At 71.6% G+C, this 16,337-nt stretch carries 20 protein-coding genes; 10 read left to right on the top strand and 10 right to left on the bottom strand.

What is annotated here, in order from left to right; all coding sequences use genetic code 11:
• Window positions 1-89: 89 nt before the first annotated feature.
• From ABD236_RS08515 to ABD236_RS08500, 4 genes are all read right to left on the bottom strand, one after another.
• Window positions 90-410 carry a nuclear transport factor 2 family protein gene (locus tag ABD236_RS08515; RefSeq protein WP_344071932.1) on the bottom strand — a complete coding sequence of 107 codons (321 nt, stop codon included), beginning with the start codon at window positions 408-410 and terminating at the stop codon, window positions 90-92.
• A gap of 47 nt (window positions 411-457) precedes the next feature.
• Window positions 458-883, bottom strand: coding sequence for a nuclear transport factor 2 family protein (locus tag ABD236_RS08510; protein ID WP_344071930.1), 426 nt, complete (start codon window positions 881-883; stop codon window positions 458-460).
• Window positions 884-1,070: 187 nt separating this feature from the next.
• Window positions 1,071-2,810 (bottom strand): glycoside hydrolase family 6 protein, encoded by a 1,740-nt coding sequence (locus tag ABD236_RS08505; protein ID WP_344071928.1) that lies wholly within the window; start codon window positions 2,808-2,810, stop codon window positions 1,071-1,073.
• 48 nt (window positions 2,811-2,858) lie between these two features.
• Complete coding sequence (locus ABD236_RS08500; RefSeq protein WP_344071926.1) at window positions 2,859-4,346, bottom strand: cellulose binding domain-containing protein; 1,488 nt, start codon at window positions 4,344-4,346, stop codon at window positions 2,859-2,861.
• A 345-nt stretch (window positions 4,347-4,691) separates the two neighbouring features.
• Between ABD236_RS08500 and ABD236_RS08495 the strand changes: the two genes are divergently transcribed.
• The 4 genes from ABD236_RS08495 (at window position 4,692) to ABD236_RS08480 (ending at window position 6,871) form a co-directional block, all read left to right on the top strand.
• The gene (locus ABD236_RS08495) at window positions 4,692-4,853 is read left to right on the top strand and encodes a hypothetical protein (protein WP_344071924.1); all 162 of its coding nucleotides are present in this window, start codon (window positions 4,692-4,694) and stop codon (window positions 4,851-4,853) included.
• 130 nt (window positions 4,854-4,983) lie between these two features.
• Complete coding sequence (locus tag ABD236_RS08490) at window positions 4,984-5,211, top strand: DUF5133 domain-containing protein (protein WP_344071922.1); 228 nt, start codon at window positions 4,984-4,986, stop codon at window positions 5,209-5,211.
• Between the two features lie 50 nt (window positions 5,212-5,261).
• Window positions 5,262-6,131: an ANTAR domain-containing protein gene (locus ABD236_RS08485; protein ID WP_344071920.1), complete on the top strand. Its 870-nt coding sequence runs from the start codon at window positions 5,262-5,264 to the stop codon at window positions 6,129-6,131.
• Between the two features lie 89 nt (window positions 6,132-6,220).
• The gene (locus tag ABD236_RS08480) at window positions 6,221-6,871 is read left to right on the top strand and encodes an HAD family hydrolase (RefSeq protein WP_344071918.1); all 651 of its coding nucleotides are present in this window, start codon (window positions 6,221-6,223) and stop codon (window positions 6,869-6,871) included.
• Window positions 6,872-6,907: 36 nt separating this feature from the next.
• Here the strand turns inward: ABD236_RS08480 and ABD236_RS08475 are convergent, their stop codons facing one another.
• Entirely contained in the window at window positions 6,908-7,078 is a 171-nt protein-coding gene (locus ABD236_RS08475; RefSeq protein WP_344071916.1) for a hypothetical protein, read from the bottom strand.
• Between the two features lie 2 nt (window positions 7,079-7,080).
• Here ABD236_RS08475 and ABD236_RS08470 point away from each other — a divergent pair, with 2 nt between their 5' ends.
• On the top strand, window positions 7,081-7,536 hold the full coding sequence (locus ABD236_RS08470; protein ID WP_344071914.1) for a response regulator: 456 nt from the start codon (window positions 7,081-7,083) through the stop codon (window positions 7,534-7,536).
• A 4-nt stretch (window positions 7,537-7,540) separates the two neighbouring features.
• Here the strand turns inward: ABD236_RS08470 and ABD236_RS08465 are convergent, their stop codons facing one another.
• Window positions 7,541-8,197, bottom strand: coding sequence for a maleylpyruvate isomerase N-terminal domain-containing protein (locus tag ABD236_RS08465; RefSeq protein ID WP_344071912.1), 657 nt, complete (start codon window positions 8,195-8,197; stop codon window positions 7,541-7,543).
• A 121-nt stretch (window positions 8,198-8,318) separates the two neighbouring features.
• Window positions 8,319-8,678 (bottom strand): helix-turn-helix transcriptional regulator, encoded by a 360-nt coding sequence (locus tag ABD236_RS08460; protein WP_344071910.1) that lies wholly within the window; start codon window positions 8,676-8,678, stop codon window positions 8,319-8,321.
• Between the two features lie 139 nt (window positions 8,679-8,817).
• On the opposite strand from ABD236_RS08460, the gene ABD236_RS08455 reads away from it, so the two are divergent.
• A complete protein-coding gene (locus tag ABD236_RS08455; RefSeq protein ID WP_344071908.1) occupies window positions 8,818-9,240 on the top strand; it encodes an ANTAR domain-containing protein in 423 nt (140 codons plus the stop codon).
• Between the two features lie 138 nt (window positions 9,241-9,378).
• Here ABD236_RS08455 and ABD236_RS08450 read toward each other — a convergent pair whose 3' ends face one another.
• Window positions 9,379-9,873: a hypothetical protein gene (locus tag ABD236_RS08450; RefSeq protein ID WP_425543841.1), complete on the bottom strand. Its 495-nt coding sequence runs from the start codon at window positions 9,871-9,873 to the stop codon at window positions 9,379-9,381.
• Between the two features lie 433 nt (window positions 9,874-10,306).
• Here ABD236_RS08450 and ABD236_RS08445 point away from each other — a divergent pair, with 433 nt between their 5' ends.
• The 3 genes from ABD236_RS08445 (at window position 10,307) to ABD236_RS08435 (ending at window position 13,545) form a co-directional block, all read left to right on the top strand.
• Complete coding sequence (locus ABD236_RS08445; RefSeq protein WP_344071906.1) at window positions 10,307-11,305, top strand: SMP-30/gluconolactonase/LRE family protein; 999 nt, start codon at window positions 10,307-10,309, stop codon at window positions 11,303-11,305.
• 281 nt (window positions 11,306-11,586) lie between these two features.
• Entirely contained in the window at window positions 11,587-13,086 is a 1,500-nt protein-coding gene (locus ABD236_RS08440; protein WP_344071904.1) for an IMP dehydrogenase, read from the top strand.
• Between the two features lie 90 nt (window positions 13,087-13,176).
• A complete protein-coding gene (locus tag ABD236_RS08435) occupies window positions 13,177-13,545 on the top strand; it encodes a VOC family protein (RefSeq protein WP_344071902.1) in 369 nt (122 codons plus the stop codon).
• Between the two features lie 53 nt (window positions 13,546-13,598).
• On the opposite strand, the gene ABD236_RS08430 is transcribed toward ABD236_RS08435, so the two are convergent.
• Window positions 13,599-14,486 (bottom strand): LysR family transcriptional regulator, encoded by an 888-nt coding sequence (locus ABD236_RS08430; RefSeq protein WP_344071900.1) that lies wholly within the window; start codon window positions 14,484-14,486, stop codon window positions 13,599-13,601.
• A 146-nt stretch (window positions 14,487-14,632) separates the two neighbouring features.
• Here ABD236_RS08430 and ABD236_RS08425 point away from each other — a divergent pair, with 146 nt between their 5' ends.
• A complete protein-coding gene (locus tag ABD236_RS08425) occupies window positions 14,633-15,691 on the top strand; it encodes a YncE family protein (RefSeq protein WP_344071898.1) in 1,059 nt (352 codons plus the stop codon).
• Between the two features lie 79 nt (window positions 15,692-15,770).
• Here the strand turns inward: ABD236_RS08425 and ABD236_RS08420 are convergent, their stop codons facing one another.
• On the bottom strand, window positions 15,771-16,262 hold the full coding sequence (locus tag ABD236_RS08420) for a Gmad2 immunoglobulin-like domain-containing protein (RefSeq protein ID WP_344071896.1): 492 nt from the start codon (window positions 16,260-16,262) through the stop codon (window positions 15,771-15,773).
• Between the last annotated feature and the right edge of the window lie 75 nt (window positions 16,263-16,337).

The following is a 16,337-nucleotide window of genomic DNA, read 5'->3' as shown; positions in this document are numbered from 1 at the left end:
GCCCCGAGGTGCGGCTCACACCATTGCCTCTGCTTCCCTGTTCCCGCTGCCCGTTGTGCGTACCCCTGTCTCGTACGGCGCGGGGAGGCTCAGCCGGGTCCGGTGACGAAACCCCGGATGACGGGGCCGGAGACGGAGAACTCCCACGCGGTGTCGATGTCCCCCCAGATGTCGTTGTGGAAACGCGCTGTCACGGACAGACCGTCCGGTGACTCCCGTACCACCTCCATCCGGGCGTGCGAGGAGAAGATCTCCCGCTCCACCCAGGCCTGCGGATCGCGCTCGGTGCCGACGTCGACCACCGAGGCGTCCTTGGCGAGCACGGTCCACAGGGCCTGCTGGTCCTGCGCGTTGACCGCGTCGACGAAGGCGCGTACGACCGGGTGGGAGGGCATGCCTGGGGACGTCATCTCTCGTGCCTCTCTGCAGGGGTGGGGGGCGGCCGGGGGAGGGGTGCTCAGTCGTCGGTGACGGCCCGGTGCAGCGCGTGGGTGTCCTCGAAGAGGTGGTAGCGGGCGATCTTCCCGTCGACCACGGTGACATGGGCGGCGAAGGGGGTCACGAGGGGCTTTCCGGTGGCTTTGACGGTGTCCCGGAGATGGCCGATGATCACCCCCTGTTCACCGTCGACCACGATGTGCGTCACCGTGAACTCCTCGGGCTTCAGATACTCGTGGAGGGTCGTGAAGAACGTCATGACCCCCTCCCGGCCGGTCCTGAGCCCCGACCACGGCACCGCCGAGGAGCCTGGAGCGTTGAATTCCGCCGACTCGGCGAAGACCTGGACGGCGCCCTCCAGATCCCGCTGCGAAAGCCGGCTCAGATAGGCGTCGATCGCGGCTCGGGTGGCCTGCGCGGCTCCCTCGGCGGCCTGCGTGGACATCTCACCAACTCCTCGTCCGTGCTGTTCCCTGGTCGTGGGCCACCAGTGTGGTGCGCCTGTGGCGGCGAGCGTAAGTCGCTCGCCGTTTTCCGGCCATGTGCGGGGGAGCGGCGGCGAACGGGCTGCGGGCGACGGTGGGCGGTGCGGACCCGGTCCGCACCGCCCACCACCCTCCCGCCAGGGGGGTCTACAGCGCCGGGTAGGCGTTCTTCATGAGCTCCTGGAACTGGGCGGAGAACCAGTGGCCGGACAGCGGCGCATTCGGCAGCGCACCCGAGAGGTGGTTGTTGTTGCGGGGATTGCCGGTGTACGTCGGGTCGCACATCCGGTCGAAGCCCTTGCCCTCGTCGTTCGGGACCGCCGAGCTGGCGCCGTCGGACTCACCCGGCGGCTTCATCCACACGTACGCGTCGATCCCGGCGGCCGGGGCGGCCTGCGGGCGCTCGCCCAGACCCGCGCCGGACTGGTTGCACCAGTTGCCGACATGGATACGGCGGTCGTAGCGGCCGCCCTCCACATAGGTGTCGACACTCGTCCTCGCGCCGGGGCCGGTGGGCCTGGCGGTGCCGCCCCAGCCGTTGCGCGAGGTGTCGATCAGCATGCCGATGCCGGGGTCGAAGCCCACCGAGACCAGCTTGGTGCGGAACGCCTGGGCGAAGGAGAGCTCGTCGACGTACCGGTTCCAGTCGACCCACTGGGACTGGCGGACCGACACGCCGTTGACGGAGTCGTCGATGGTGAAGTTGTTCTCCTTGAGGGCGCTGTAGTTGGCGGTGTTGGTGATGAAGCCGTGGACGTCGGCGGGCGTGGCGCCCTCGGACGTGGCGGCCTTCTTGAACATGTCGGCCGAGGGCCCCAGGTTGTCGTCCCAGCCGAGCCAGCCGTGGTGGCCGGCGTCGACGTAGTTGTACACGTTGGGGACGGCGCCCAGCTTGTGCAGCGCGTAGCCGACGCCCCTGACGTAGTTGCCGTTGGCCGCCATGGTGTCGCACTGCGGGGTGGCCGTGGCGCGGCCGCCGGTGTTGGTGACGAGGTTGGGCAGCGAGTCGATCTCGACCGCGGTGACGATCCGCAGACCGGCGTATTTGCTGTCCGCGAGGATCGCCGCGATCGGGTCGATGAACTGCGTCTTGTACTTGTCGATCTCGGTCGGGCCGAGTTCGCCGTTGGAGGCGAGCGCCGAGCAGTCGCGGCCCGGCAGGTCGTAGACGACCAGCTGGACCACCATCTCGCCGCTGCCCTTCTGCTTGAGGGCCTCGTCGAGGTGGGCGCGCAGCCCCATGGTCCCGTTCGCCCCGGTGATGGCGGCGATCCGGTCGAGCCAGATCCCGGTGGGCTGGTTGGAGACCCGGGTGCCCCCGGGCTCGGCGGCCGCGTGCGCGGACCACTCGGGGTTCACGTACACCTTGGCCCCGGCGTACGGGTTGTCCACCCGGTTGCCGGCCGGGGGAGTGGTGGGCGGGGTGGTCGGCGGGTCGGTGGGGGTGTCGCCGCCGTTGCAGGCCACGCCGTTGAGGGTGAACGCGGTGGGGAGGGCGTTGGTACCGCTGTAGGAGGCGTTGAAGCCGAAGGTGGCCGAACCGCCGGTCGCCAAGCTGCCGTTGTAGCTCTCGTTGGCGGCGGTGACCGTCGCCGCGGACTGGCTCACCTTCGCGTTCCAGCCCTGGGTGACCTGCTGGTTCCCGGCGAAGGTCCACTTGGCGTTCCAACTGGTGACGGCGGGGCCGTTGTTGGTGACGGTGACGGAGGCGGTGAAGCCGGTGGACCACTGGTTCTGGACCTGATAGGCGACGGTGCAGGCGGACGTCGCGGAGGCGGTGCCCGCGGTGCCGACGACGCCGGCCGCGCCGGTGGCGGCCGCGACGAGGATCCCGGCGGCGATCAGCGCCGTTCGCCTTCGGGAGGAGTGGACGGGTATGCGGCTCATGTGGGGTCGTGTCCCTTCGGTCGGTCGAGCGGGGTGAGGTGACGCGGTTCAGTCGGCGGAGCGCAGGTGGTCGCGCAGGCCGCTGCCGTACGCGGTGGGGGTGCCGTCGTAGCTGCTGATCAGCGAGGGCCCCGAGGAGCAGTCCCAGGTGTTCCACGTCCAGCCCAGATACGAGATCCCCCGGTCGTCGAACCACTTCATGGCGCGGTCGACGAAGGAGTGCGCGCAGGTGTTCTCGCCCAGTTCGCCCGCGACGAGCGGGACCCGGGCGGCGACGGGGGCGAGCGTGGAGTCCCAGCACGACTCGCTCGCACAGCTGTTGAAGTTGTAGCCGTGGTAGGCGGCGGCCAGGTTGCCCGCCGGGTCGGCGGGGGCGCGGGCGAGCCACTGCGTGAGGTCGTTGGCGTAGGCGATGCCGCCCGCCAGGACGAGGTTGCGGGCGCCCGCTCCCCGTACCGCGTCGAGCAGGTCCTGCATCCCGGCGACCTCGTAGCCGATGCCGGGGCAGTTTCCGCCGTCCCGCCAGCAGCTCCAGGCCTGGTCGGCGGTGGAGGTCGCGCGGTCCGGATACGGCTCGTTGAACAGGTCGAAGACGACCGCCGGGTCGCTCTTGAAGGTGGTGGCGACCGAGGACCAGAAGGCGGGTGCGTACTGGGCGTCGGGCATCGGCTTCTGACAGCTGGTGTGGATGTCGGAGCAGCCGGCCGAGTTGCCGGTGTACTGCCCGTACGACCAGTGGAGTTCGACGATCGGTGTCATGCCGTGGGACTCGACGCGGTGGACGAGGTCCTGGACGGCCGCGATGTAGCGGGCGCCCGCGTAGGCGGGGTCGATGTTGGCCAGGCCCAGCCAGCACTCCTCGTTGAGGGGAACGCGTACGGTGTTGGCGTGCCAGGCGGCGATGGCGGCCACCGAGGCGTCGTCCACCGGGCCGTCGAAGACGCCACGGCCCTGGACGCACATGAACTCGCCGCCGGACCGGTTGACGCCCAGCAGCCTGCGGGTGGCGCCGCCGGCGTCGAGCAGCTTGTTCCCGGAGACGTGGAGCGCGGGCGCGCCGGTGCCGGGGGTCGGGGAGGGCGAGGTGGGAGTGGGCGTCGGGGTGGGGTCGCCGGCGCCCGTGGTGGCGCACGGCTCGCCGTTGAGGGTGAAGGCGCGGGGCGGTGTGTCGGCGCCGGTGAGGGAGGCGAGGAAGCCGAGGGTGACCGTGGCGCCGTGGGCGAGCGAACTGTTCCAGCTCTCGTTGGTGGCGGTGACGGTGGCGCCGGACTGGGACCACTTGGCGTTCCAGCCCTGGGTCACCTTCTGGTTGCCGGAGAACGCGAAGCCCAGGCTCCAACCGGTCAGCGCGGAAGCGTTGTTGGTGAGCGTGACGGAGCCCTGGAAGCCGCTACCCCACTCGTTGGTGACGGTGTACGCCACCGAACAGGACGGCTCGGCTCCGGATGCCGCGACATGAGGGACGACGACCACGGCGCCGGCGAGCACGAGCGCCGCGGCGGACAAGGACAGGGCCAAGTGCGGGGGGTGTCGCATGAGCGGATCCTTCACGGCCGGGACGACGGCGAAGGCCCGGCGTCCGACGGATGGAAGCGCTCCCACTGGTGGGGCATCACCGTAGGGGCTCGGGTGGCACATGGCAAGGGAGGAGGACCGCCAACTGCCCCAGCAAGCGAACGAGTTGGGCTCTGCGGGGCGCCTGCTGGCTTCGACTCCTCAAGCATCTTGACCGCGGGCCCGTCCAACTCCATGCTGGGAGCGCTCCCACTGGTTCAAGACTTGTGCGCAACCTCCCTTCGTCCTCCGCGCCGCGCTACCTACTGGCGGGTAGCGTAGAGAGATCCGTCGGTCGCTACTTCGCCGGGCAAGCCTGACTTGACCTTGGCGAGGTCCCGCCCCCGGCGCTGGATCTCCGCGAGCGCGGGGGACGCCCTCGCCCTCCCCGACGGCCTCACCCTCGACGCCGAGGGCCGCCCGCTGATCGCCGCCCACGCGGCCGGCGCCGAGCTGCAGGAGCCGGGCGGGGGCTCGGCGGGGCAGTGACCGGCTCCGGCGTCGTCACCTGAGTGCCTCCCGCCGACTCGAACGAGGTGTGATGGGGGTGTGTACAGACGTAAACCGGGGGCAGGGGGAAACGTATCGTGAGTGTGACCGTATCCAGTGGAGGCTTCTCATGTTGATGGCTCACCCGGCAGTGCTGCGTGATCTCCTCGACGAGTACGACGCGCTGTGCGCGCTGAACGCGGGCGAGGGCGGCGAGGCCACCCGGCGGCGGCTGGAGGACGTCTCCTACACGCTGTGTGTCGCCACGGGCACGCGGGACATCGACGCGGCCGTGATCGCCGCCCGGCACCAGCTGCCCGGGGCGCGTACGTTCGACGACTCCGTGCTGAGCGCGTGAGTGGAGCAGATGACAGGGAAAGCAGACGGCAGGGAAAGCGGCGGGAGTACATGAGTGACGGCGGTGTGTCCGGCGGCCGGGCGGTGGAGGGCGCGGGGGACGAGGCGGCGCGGCTGCGCGAGGAGGTGCGCAACCTGCGCGCCCAGGTCCGCAGCCGTCCACTGATCTCGCACGCCCAGGGCATCCTCCAGGAGCGCTACCGGCTGCCGGACGCCGACAGCGCCTTCACGCTGCTGCGCCAGTCCTCCCAGCGCTTCAACGTGAAGCTGCGCATCCTGGCCGAAGCGGTGGTGCGTACCCAGAGACCCGACGGCCCCACGGGCCTGTGGTTCCCCGGACGGGCACGAAGAAAGCCGCCGCTCCTGGACGCGGTCGGCGTGGAGGACCCCGGCCAGGTCAACCGGGGCGCGGTGATCGACGCGGTCCTGTCGCAGACCCTGGCGATCGCGGGCACGGACATGGGCAACGTCCAGATCAGCGACCCGGTCGCCGGCGGACTGCGAATCGAACACCACACGGGGCTGAGTGAGCACTTCGTGGAGTTCTTCGCCTTCGTCGGCGAGGACGGCACCTCGTGTGCGAAGGCCGCCAAGAACGTGGCGTTGACCACCGTGCACGACGTCGCCACCGACGAGGTGTTCGCCGAGGACGCCCGGCAGACCATCCTCGCGGCGGGCAGCCGCGCCTGCCACAGTGTGCCGCTGGTCAGTGCGTCGGGCTCCTGCCTGGGCATGGTCTCCGCCCACCTCGAAAACCCCACCAAGGGACTGCACCCGGCCCAGGCCAAGGCCCTCGCCGCCACCGGCGCCCAGGTCGGCCGCTGGCTGGCCTGGCACGATCGCACCGTCGTCATGGACGCGTTGGAGTACCTCCACGCGCAGGGACGGTCGAGGGGTACGGGCGCGGGTACGCGTCCTTGAGCCGAGGCGGGGAGACGGGTCGGGAACACTGAGGCCCGTACGCCCGGAGCCGGAGCCGGAGCCGAGCCGGAGCCCTCTATGCTTCCTCGATGATCAAGCCTGTTGAACTCGTCATATTCGACTGCGACGGTGTGCTCGTCGACAGCGAACGCATCGCCGCCCGCGTACAGGTCGCCCTGGGCGCGGAGCTGGGGTGGCCGCTCACCGAGGACGAGGTGATCCACCGTTTCATCGGGCGCTCCACCGCCTCCATCGGCGAACAGGTCGCCGCCCGGCTCGGTGACGAGGCGGCGACGCTGTGGCGGGAGCGGTTCGAACAGCTGCACCGCGAGGCGGTGGACGCGGGGCTGCTGCCCGTCGACGGCCTGCCCGAGGCCCTCGACGCGATCACCCTGCCGACGTGTGTCGCCTCCAGCGGCTCCCACGACAAGATGCGGCACACCCTCGGCCGCACCGGCCTGTACAAGCGTTTCGAGGGACGTATCTACAGCGCCACCGAGGTCGCCCGGGGGAAGCCGGCCCCGGACCTGTTCCTGTACGCCGCCCGGCGGATGGGTGTCGATCCGGCCGCGTGTGCGGTGGTCGAGGACAGCCGCCCCGGCGTCGAGGCCGCCCGCGCCGCCGGGATGCGCTCCTTCGGCTACGCGGGCGGCCTGACTCCCGCCGAGCGGCTCGAAGGCCCGGACACCGTCGTCTTCCACGACATGCGCAAACTGCCGTATCTCCTCGCCGAACAGTGACCGGCCGCCGGGGAACAGGGCTCGGGCGGGGCCTGCTCAACTCCCCTGTTCCCGCAAGGAGGACGCGTGCCTCGGCCCGTCGACGGCCCAGGTGAGAAGCCCGAACCGGGTGGCCGTCGACCCGTCGAAGTGGATATGCTCGCCGTCCGAGGTGGTCAGGAAGCGGCTGCCCCGCTCATCGCCGTACAGCCGATCAGTGGGAGCCATCTGTGCCCGTACCATCCCCCTCGTCCACTCTGCCCGGAGACAGCCCGCCGCCGGGACAGGGGCAGGCTCTTCTGCTGGTCGACGACCACGAGGACAATCTGTTCGCCCTGGAACACGCCCTCGCCCCGCTCGGCCGTCCCATCCTGCGGGCGACCAGCGGCGAACAGGCCCTGAAGACGGTGTTGCGCGAACCCGTCGCCACGGTGGTGATGGACGTCGTCATGCCGCGCATCGACGGCTTGCAGACCCTGTCCTATCTGCACCGCCTGGACCAGACCCGCGATCTGCCGGTGCTCCTGGTCACCGGTACCAGCCGCGACAACCAGCTCGCCCGGCTCGCGTTCGACCTGGGCGCCGCCGGAATCCTGCTGAAACCCCTCGACCCGTGGGGGCTGTGCTGCCACGTGCGTACCCTCGCCGACCTCTACACCCGTACAGCGAGGGTCGGCGCCGTGTAGGGCGTCAGCCGAGGACGAAGGGCAACCGCTGGGCCAGCCCGCCGAGTTCGGCCCGCTCCACCGACGTCGGTGCCCGGCGGCCGGTGCCGATCAGGAGGGCGTCCTGGTCGGTGAACGAGGCGGGGAAGTCCGCTCCGGCGATCTTCTCCAGTGTCGCGCGCGAGTGGGCCAGGCCCTCGGCGGGCGGCCGGGCCGCGTCCGGGAGGTGTGCGGTGAGGTCGAGGTGGTGCAGCGTCCACTCCAGGACGTACGCGCTGAGGTAGTCGGCCACGGTGAGCACCTGGTCCTGGGTGCTCACCCGGGTCGCGGGATCCGCCAGCAGGGCCGCGCGTCCGGCGGCGGAGCCCACGTCGTCGAGGTGGAACCTGAGCAGGCCCGGGTCCTCGTACGCGGCGGCCAGCCGCACGGTCAGGGCGTCGAGGGGGTCCTCGCCGCTCGGCAGTTCGCTCCCGACGTGCCAGTAGGTGACGGCGTCGACGGTCGGTTCCGCGTCGGTGGGCGTGGCCAGGGTGATCAGGACGTCCTGGGCGTCGATGACCAGGTGGCACACGAGGTCCCGGACGAGCCAGCCGGAGCAGCCGGATGCCTGGGCGAAGTCCTCGTCGGGGAGGTCGGCGACCGTGGTGAGCAGTGCCGTCCAGGAGCGCGAGAAGAGATCCACGCGGCCACGGTAGTGCGGTGCCGGAACGGCGGACAAGCCCGTAGCCGTCCGACGGCCGCGAGCCCCTCGCGGTGCTGCCGGCCCTGCGGCCCGAGACGGCCGCCCGGCGCGGCCCGGGGCCTCAGCCGCCCTCGGTACGCGGGGGCGCGCCGCTGTGGAGCCGGTCGGTGCGGTACGCCTCGTCCTGGGCCAGCAGTGCGAGGAGCGAGGCCACGGTGAGGCCCGCCTCGGCCTCGGCCGGGTGACGCAGGACCTTGCCCGGCTCGATCCGGTAGATGTTGCTCCGCCCCACACGCGTGTGGGAGAGGAAACCGGCCTCTTCCAGATCGGCGATGATCTTCTGCACGGCACGCTCGGTGAGTCTGCAGTGTGCGGCGATGTCGCGTATGCGCGCGGTCTGGTTCTCCGCGATGGCCGCGAGCACGCGCGCGTGGCTGGTGATGAACGTCCATCCTGTGTGCGGTTCCGGCACTCCACTCATGAATGGATCGTACGCCCTGTGGTTCGTGTATAGGAATAGATGAATCTCACTTCATGTATCTCTTGACGTGTCTCCGGGTTCAGGGCGAATCTGGGGGCGGAGGATTGGACCCGGAAGCGTTGAGTAACAGGAGATGGCCATGGCGCAGCCGTCGCACTCTGCCGAGCCCGTCGAGCCGGGCCCAGAGGTGGATCCGGGTCTTGAACTCGGGCAACTGCGGCGTGCGATGGAGAGCCGGGGGACCATCGACCTGGCCAGGGGGGTGCTGATGGCCGCCTTCGCCGTCAGCCCGGAGGACGCCTGGAGCGCGCTGGTCATGACGTCCCAGAACACCAACATCAAGCTGCACCGCGTGGCCCAGCAGGTCGTCGACTCGGCCGGTGGCAGGCCCCTGCCCGGGCGGGTGCAGAAACAGCTGTCGGCGGCGATCGCCAAGCTCGCCGCCGAGGCCGGCTCGCTGCCGGCGCAGCGGAACGGTCACACGCCGGACGGTCACACACCGGACGGGGAGCGGAACGGTCACACGCCGGACGGCGAGCGCAACGGCAGCGCCCCGCGCTGACCGAGCCCGCACCAGCCCAGAGCCTGCACAAGGATTCGATGTTTTCACCGCTGCGAGTGAGGTAGTCCGATAGGGCGTTGTCTTCGTACGGAGGACGTAGGCGCCGGAAGGGTTGGGACCATCAGCCACCGGCGCCGCCTACGTCGGCAGTTGTTCACCGCAGCGGGCGCAGTAACGTGCGTCCGACTCCACCGCCATGCGCCCGCACTCCGGGCAGACGCGGTCCAGCGAGCAGGGCGCCTCGCCGCCCTCGTCCACGGCGGCGGCCCGCACGCCGATCCGCAGCCCGGGGCGCCGGCGGTGGACGGAGAGGTAGGCGAGGCCGTCCGGACCCGCGCGCAGTGCGCGGCGGGCCGTTCTCGGCAGCCAGGCCACCGAGCCCGGCCGCAGGGCCTGCGGCTCCCCGCCGTCGTCGAGGTGGCCGTCGCCCTCGACCACGACCAGCAGCACGTCCAGCTCGGACTCGACGTGCTCACCCACGGCCGAACCCGGCGAGAGCCGCACCAGGTTGGCGTCCAGTTGTCTGCCGCCTTCGGCCAGCCGCCACAGCGCGCCCTCCTGCCCCGCGTCGGCAGCGGCGAGGCTCTCGTACAGGGCTACGAGCACTCGGGACGTCTCGGCTGGGGCGTGCAACGGTCTCTCCTGGCGGCACTGGCGGACGCTGACGGACGTTCAAAGACAGGCTCTGAACGAGGGACCGTACCGGATCGGGGCGGGTGTACGGGGGAGGGCTGAGCGCGACCGGAGCGGCGGCGGGCGAGGGGGCACGGGAGGGCGTGCCGCCCGTCAGCGCCGTCACCAGGTGCGTCATCCGGGCCCCTGGGCCGGCCGCGCCCGGCCGGTCAGCAGGAGGTGGTGAGCGGCGCCCCTCACGGCCGGTGCCACGTCCTGGCCGGTCACGGCGGGCCGCCCGGCCCGAACCCGACCGCCGGGCGTTTTCGGCGACCGGGGCCGGGCATGGGGGAGGAGGCTGTCTCCGTACGAGGAAGATCGCGCCGGAGCCCCGCGCCGCGCGGGAGCCGCACGAGGAACGCCATGCCGGAGCCTCACGACGAGAAGGGCTGCCATGCCGAATCCCACCCCAGCGCGTCCGGCCCCCGCCCCGCTGCCGCCGCTGCGCCGCGTCGGGTTGGGGGGCACGGGCCCCGAGGACGTCGTCTTCGACAGCTCCGGGCATCTGCTGACCGGCATCGCGGACGGTCGTGTCCTGCGGATCGGGCTGCCCGAGCCGGGCCGCCGCGACCGCCCCGCCGACGTGGTGGAGGTCGCGCGTACGGGCGGACGCCCGCTGGGCCTCGAAGCCCTGCCGGACGGGCGGCTGTTGGTGTGCGACGCCGAGCGCGGGCTGCTCCGCCTCGACCCCGGCGGCAAGGCGGACGTCGAGGTGCTGGCCGACGCAGTGGCGGGGAGGCCGCTGCGGTTCTGCAGCAACGCGGTGGCGGCGTTGGACGGCACGGTCTACTTCACCGTGTCCAGCCGCCGCCACGGCCTCGACGACTGGCTGTCCGACATCATCGAGCACCGGCCCACCGGCCTGCTGGCACGGATCGCGCCCGGCGGCGAGCCCGAAGTCCTGCTCGACGGGCTCCAGTTCGCGAACGGGGTGGCGCTCGGGCCGGACGAGTCGTACGTGGTGGTGGCCGAGACCGGGGCGCGACGGCTGACCAGGCTGTGGCTCACGGGCGCCGACAAGGGCCGCCACGACATCCTGGCCGACGACCTGCCGGGCTTCCCCGACAACATGACCCGCACCCCACGCGGCGGGTTCTGGGTCGCGCTCGCCGGGCCGCGTCAGCCTCCGCTGGAGTGGCTGCACCGGGCCGCGCCCCGGGTGCGCCGCGCGGTGGCGGCCGCGGCCCGCCGACTCCCGCCCCCGCCTGCCCTCGGCGGCGCGCGGGTGGTCGAGGTGGACCCGTACGGCCGGGTGGTGCGGGAACTGCGGGGGCGCGGGTACCGGATGGTGACCGGCGTCGCCGAACACGGGGGACGGCTGGCCCTGGGCAGCCTCCAGGAGGGGGCGGTGGCCTGGTGCGACCTCGGCGAGCCGGCCACAACCGCCGTGTGACATCGGCTGAATGACCTGCTCGCCCACCCCCACGGCCCAGCGAACCGGAGGTCGCCCCTCCGTCTCCCGTACCGGGTCCGCCGATTCGTGCTGTAGGCATGCCAACCGCTAAGGTCCCAGGTCACGACCGCACCCCGTTCGATCCACGGGGCGGTCAGGGCTCTGCCGCGGCTGGTGGCGACTCCACCGCCGCGTGCCGTTCTCTGCCTGCCCGGCCCCGGGACACGGGGGGCGTCGCACGGCGGGGCAGCGGGCCCCGGCCGACGGGCCAGGAGGAACGAGTGGCACAGATCATCGCCGAGGTCTCACGGACGTTCAACGAGTTTCTGCTCTTGCCGAACCGGACCCGGACCGACTGCTCGGCAGCCACCGTCGACCTGCGTACGCCTCTGGTACGGCACCTCGCGGGCGAGGCGCCGGCCATCGAGCTCCAGTCGCCGTTCACCTCCGCGATCATGCAGGCGGTCAGCACGCCGGAGCTCGCCATCGCCCTCGCGCGCAGCGGTGGTCTGAGCTTCCTGCACCACAACCAGCCGGTCGAGGACCAGGTCGCGGCGGTCCGCCAGGTGAAGAACTTCAAGGCCGGATTCGTCACCAGCGACACCAACGTCCGTCCCGAGGACAGTCTGGGCCATCTGGTCGACGTCATGCGCCGCACCGGCCACAGCACCGCCGCGGTCACCCACGACGGGACCGCCACCGGCCGGCTGCTGGGCCTGGTCACCTCCCGGGACTTCCACCCCCAGCGCCATGACCTGGAAGCGCCGGTCAGCGGGCGGATGAGCGCCGTGGCCGAACTGGCGCACGCCGGGCCCGACATCACGCTGTCCGAGGCCAACGCGCGGCTGTGGGACGAGCGGCTGGACTGTCTGCCGGTGCTGGACGCCGAGGGGCGTCTCCAGCATCTGGTGTTCCGTTCCGACTACACCGACAACAAGCGCTTCCCGAACCAGCTCGTGGATACGGCCAAGCGGCTGCGGGTGGGCGCGGGCATCAACACCCACGACTACCAGGAGCGCGTCCCGGCGCTGCTGGAGGCGGGCGCGGACGCGCTGTGCTTCGACTCGTCCGACGGCTACAGCGACTGGCAGGCGCAGGCGCTGACCTGGGTCAAGAAGCACTACCCGGAGATCCCGGTCGGCGGCGGCAACGTGGTCGACGGCGAGGCGTTCACCTTCCTCGCCGAGGCGGGCGCGGACTTCGTCAAGGTCGGCGTGGGCGGCGGCTCCATCTGCATCACCCGGGACCAGAAGGGCATCGGCCGGGGCCAGGCCAGCGCGGTGCTGGACGTGGCGGCGGCCCGCGACGCCTTCCTGGAGCGCACCGGCGAGTACGTGCCGATCTGCTCCGACGGCGGTCTGGTGCACGACTACCACGTGGCCCTGGCGCTGGCGATGGGTGCCGACTTCGTGATGATGGGGCGCTACTTCGCGCGGTTCGACCAGGCGGCGGGCGCGAAGGTGCCCACCCGCGACGGCTTTGTGAAGGAGTACTGGGGCGAGGGCTCCCACCGGGCCCGCAACTGGTCGCGTTATGGCCAGGGTGGCGGCCAGGGGCTGCTCTTCGAAGAGGGCGTGGACGGCTTCGTCCCCTACGCGGGCGACCTCGAGGAAGGGCTGGCGCTGACCGTCGCCAAGATCAGGGCCACCATGGTCTCCTGCGGCTCCACCACCCTGCCGGAGTTCCGGTCCACGGCCCGGCTGACCCTCGTCTCGGAGCAGAGCTTCCAGGAGAGCCACGCCAACGTGACCCTGAGGGACACCCCGACGACGGTCTCCTGACCTCGGCGCGGATGCTCCCTGCGAAACCCTTGTGCGGGCGCCCCCCCCGCGCACGCCAGCCGAAAGCCCGTCGAGCGGACCGGAGTTGCCATGCCCCTGCGGATGAAGTTGACCGCGATCACCCTGGACTGCCCCGACCCGCCGGCCCTGGCGGCGTTCTACCAGCAGGCCACGGGACTCGCACCGCACCCGAAGTCCGATGCCGAGTTCGCCGGACTCACCGGCGCGGACGGCTTCTTCCTCGGTTTCCAGCGGGTCGACGACTACCGGCCCCCGCGCTGGCCCGACCAGAGCGTCCCCCAGCAGATACACCTGGACTTCCAGGTCGACGATCTGGACGAGGCCGAGGCCCGGCTGCGGGAGCTGGGCGCGGACAAGCCGGAGCACCAGCCGGGCGGGAAGCGGTGGCGGGTCCTCACCGACCCGGCTGGTCACCCCTTCTGCCTGGTCACGAGCTGATCGGGCTACGGGCTGACCGGGTCACGGACTGATCGGGTTATGGGCTAGCCGGGTCACGACCCCGTCACCGCGGCCGCCAGGTGGTCCCGGAACCAGCGGTGGCCCGGGTCCGCCGAGTTGCGGGGGTGCCAGGCCATCCCCAGCTCCAGCGGGGCCAGGTCGAGGGGGACGGGGAAGGTGCGCAGCCCCAGCGCGGCGGTGGTGTCGGGGAGCCAGTCGGCCAGGGTGAGGGCGACGAGGTCGGTGGTCCGGGCGAGCAGCATCGCGCTCGTATGGCTGGGGACGACGACCGCGATCCGGCGCCGCAGCCCGAGGTCCGCGAGCGCGCTGTCGATCGGGCCGAGGCGTTTGCCCAGCCGTGAGATGCCGATGTGGTCGGCCGCGGCGAACCGGCGGGCGGTGATGCGCCCGTCGAACAGCGGGTGACCGCCGCGGGCGATCCCCACCAGGGACACCCGGGTGAGGGGGCGGGTGCGGATCTCGGGGTCGAGGTGTTCGAGGACGCCGAGTTCCACGTCCACCAGGCCCTGCCGCAGCGCCGGGCCGCCCTCGATCGCCTCCGGCAGGAAGACCACGTCCACATGCGGCGCCCCCGCGTGGATCCGGTCGGTCAGGGTCCCCGCCAGCCCCGTCAGGAGCACATCGGTGGCCTGCACGGTGAAGGTGCGCCGAAGGTGCACGGCGTCGAACCCGGCGCCCGGCCGCAGCAGGTCGTCGCAGCCCCGCAGCAACGCACCGACCTCGTCCCGGAGTTCCAGGGCGCGCGGCGTCGGCACCATGCCCTGGCCCGCCCGCACCAGCAGCGGGTCGCCGACGGCACGCCGGAGCCGGGCCAGCGTACGGCTGACGGCGGCCGGTGAGGTGCCGAGGCGCTCGGCGGCGCGGGTGACGCTGTTCTCCTGGAGCAGGGCGTCCAGGGCGCGCAGCAGATTGAGGTCCAATGATGCTCCTGAGCTGCATTGTTACGCCTGAGGCAATGATCAGGTGCTCATTCTTGCATTGTTGACAGGGGGTGCCGGTGGCGAGAGTGGGGACGTCCGCGAAACACCTCGCGGGACATCTTCTCCACCCCTCCAGGGAGCTTTCCGTGCAGCAGTCCCCCCGCGCCGGCCGAGACGGCGACGTTCTGGCCGTGGTCAGCCAGAGCGGCCCCACCCTCTCGTTCTTCGACGCTGCCACCGACCGGCACATCGACACCCTCGACATCCTGGCCGAGCCCCACGAGGTGTGCTTCGACCCGACGCAGCGCCTGCTGTGGTGCACCACCACGTACCACTCGGGCTACTACCACGCGAACGGCGGCCGGCGCACCCAGCTGACCGTCGTCGACGCCGACACCCGCCGGATCGTCGAGGTGGTCGACCTCGCCCCCGAACACGGGCCGCACGGCCTGGCGTTGGACACCGGGCGCAGCCGCCTCTACGTCAGCGTGGAGAGCTCGGCGGACCGGCCCGGCGGGGTCGTGGTGATCGACACGGAGACCCGCCGGCCCCTGGGCAGGATCGACACGGACGCGCCCGGCCCGCACTGGTTCGCCATCGACCCCTCGGGGACGACGGGTTACGCCACCAACAAGGAAGCCCCCTTCGTGTCGGTCGTCGACCTCGAACGGGGTGTGCTGACCGCGAAGGTCGAGGTGCCGGGCAGTGAGGGCCTCGCCGTGTCCGCCGACGGCTCGTACGCCTATGTGGCCTCGCCGTACGCCGGTTCCTTCTTCGGGCCCGAGGGAGGCGGGCGGCCGGAGACGGGGATCAAGGTCATCGAGGCCCTGACGGCGTCGGTCGTCGACACCCTGCCCACGGACGGCGTCGTCCTGCCGGTGCACCTCACCTCGACGGGCAGGCTTCTGGTGGGTGAACTGCGTACCGAACCCGACCCGGCGTCCCAGCTCGGACGCCAGGCGCCGGGCCGGCTGACGGTGTTCTCCGCCGACACCCGCGAGCGGCTGGGCTCGGTGGAGGTGGGGCTCTTCCCGCTGACGATCACCTCGTCACCGGACGGCCGGATCGGATACGTGTCCTGTGTGGTCTCGTCCACCGTCCACGTCGTCGACCTGGAGACGATGGCCGAGCTGAGCCGGCTGGACATCGCCAAGGCGGGCGAGCCCGGGGCGCACGGACTCGCGTACGTCCCGCGCGCGGACTGACAGGGACTGGATGGGGCGGCCGGGCGGCCAGGTGGCCGGGCGGGAGAGGCTGGAGCCCGCTGTCCGTACCGCGCCCCGGCTACGACCCGATCGGTATACGGAGCACCTGCCCGGGCGTGATCCTGTCCGGGTCGGTGATCTTGTCCGGGTTGGCGCGCACGATGCGCGGGTACAGGGCGGCGTTGCCGTAGTGCGCCTTGGCCAGGGCCGACAGGGTGTCGCCCTTCACCACGGTGTGCTCGCGGTAGCCGTAGTAGCCGGGCACGATGTGCGGGCCGTAGAGGACCGGGACGGTGACGACGTTGATCTCGCCGCCGTCCCTGGCCCTCGCCTCGAAAACCTGGACGAGCAGCCGGTCGGCCTGGAAGCCGGCGTGATCCACCTCGACGGTGAGGTGGAACTGCCCGTGCTCCCCGGTGCCGCCGCCCGCCGTGAACGTGCCGGTCACCTGGCGGTGGCCGTCACCGACGCGGTACTCGAGGGTCGCCTCGAACCCCGTGGCGACACCGCCGACGTGGATCGGGCTGCCGACCAGGTCGAGCGGGCGGGGCTGGTCCACGCGGTTGGTCATGACGCCTCCACGGGTGGGGAGTTGTACGGCACTGGCAGCATCGGCGGCGGACCGGCGGAAGGCAACCGAGGGCTT

Source organism: Streptomyces crystallinus (assembly GCF_039521265.1).
GTDB classification, from domain to species: domain Bacteria; phylum Actinomycetota; class Actinomycetes; order Streptomycetales; family Streptomycetaceae; genus Streptomyces; species Streptomyces crystallinus.
Note: the sequence above shows the minus strand (reverse complement) of the source record. Positions and strands in the feature narration are given on the sequence as shown.

Bases quoted from the DNA above. Each gene is read 5' to 3' on its own strand.
- ABD236_RS08515 (WP_344071932.1), bottom strand. From the start codon at position 410: ATGACGTCCCCAGGCATGCCCTCCCACCCGGTCGTACGCGCCTTCGTC.
- ABD236_RS08510 (WP_344071930.1), bottom strand. From the start codon at position 883: ATGTCCACGCAGGCCGCCGAGGGAGCCGCGCAGGCCACCCGAGCCGCG.
- ABD236_RS08505 (WP_344071928.1), bottom strand. From the start codon at position 2,810: ATGAGCCGCATACCCGTCCACTCCTCCCGAAGGCGAACGGCGCTGATC.
- ABD236_RS08500 (WP_344071926.1), bottom strand. From the start codon at position 4,346: ATGCGACACCCCCCGCACTTGGCCCTGTCCTTGTCCGCCGCGGCGCTC.
- ABD236_RS08490 (WP_344071922.1), top strand. From the start codon at position 4,984: ATGTTGATGGCTCACCCGGCAGTGCTGCGTGATCTCCTCGACGAGTAC.
- ABD236_RS08485 (WP_344071920.1), top strand. From the start codon at position 5,262: ATGAGTGACGGCGGTGTGTCCGGCGGCCGGGCGGTGGAGGGCGCGGGG.
- ABD236_RS08480 (WP_344071918.1), top strand. From the start codon at position 6,221: ATGATCAAGCCTGTTGAACTCGTCATATTCGACTGCGACGGTGTGCTC.
- ABD236_RS08475 (WP_344071916.1), bottom strand. From the start codon at position 7,078: ATGGCTCCCACTGATCGGCTGTACGGCGATGAGCGGGGCAGCCGCTTC.
- ABD236_RS08460 (WP_344071910.1), bottom strand. From the start codon at position 8,678: ATGAGTGGAGTGCCGGAACCGCACACAGGATGGACGTTCATCACCAGC.
- ABD236_RS08455 (WP_344071908.1), top strand. From the start codon at position 8,818: ATGGCGCAGCCGTCGCACTCTGCCGAGCCCGTCGAGCCGGGCCCAGAG.
- ABD236_RS08445 (WP_344071906.1), top strand. From the start codon at position 10,307: ATGCCGAATCCCACCCCAGCGCGTCCGGCCCCCGCCCCGCTGCCGCCG.
- ABD236_RS08435 (WP_344071902.1), top strand. From the start codon at position 13,177: ATGCCCCTGCGGATGAAGTTGACCGCGATCACCCTGGACTGCCCCGAC.
- ABD236_RS08420 (WP_344071896.1), bottom strand. From the start codon at position 16,262: ATGACCAACCGCGTGGACCAGCCCCGCCCGCTCGACCTGGTCGGCAGC.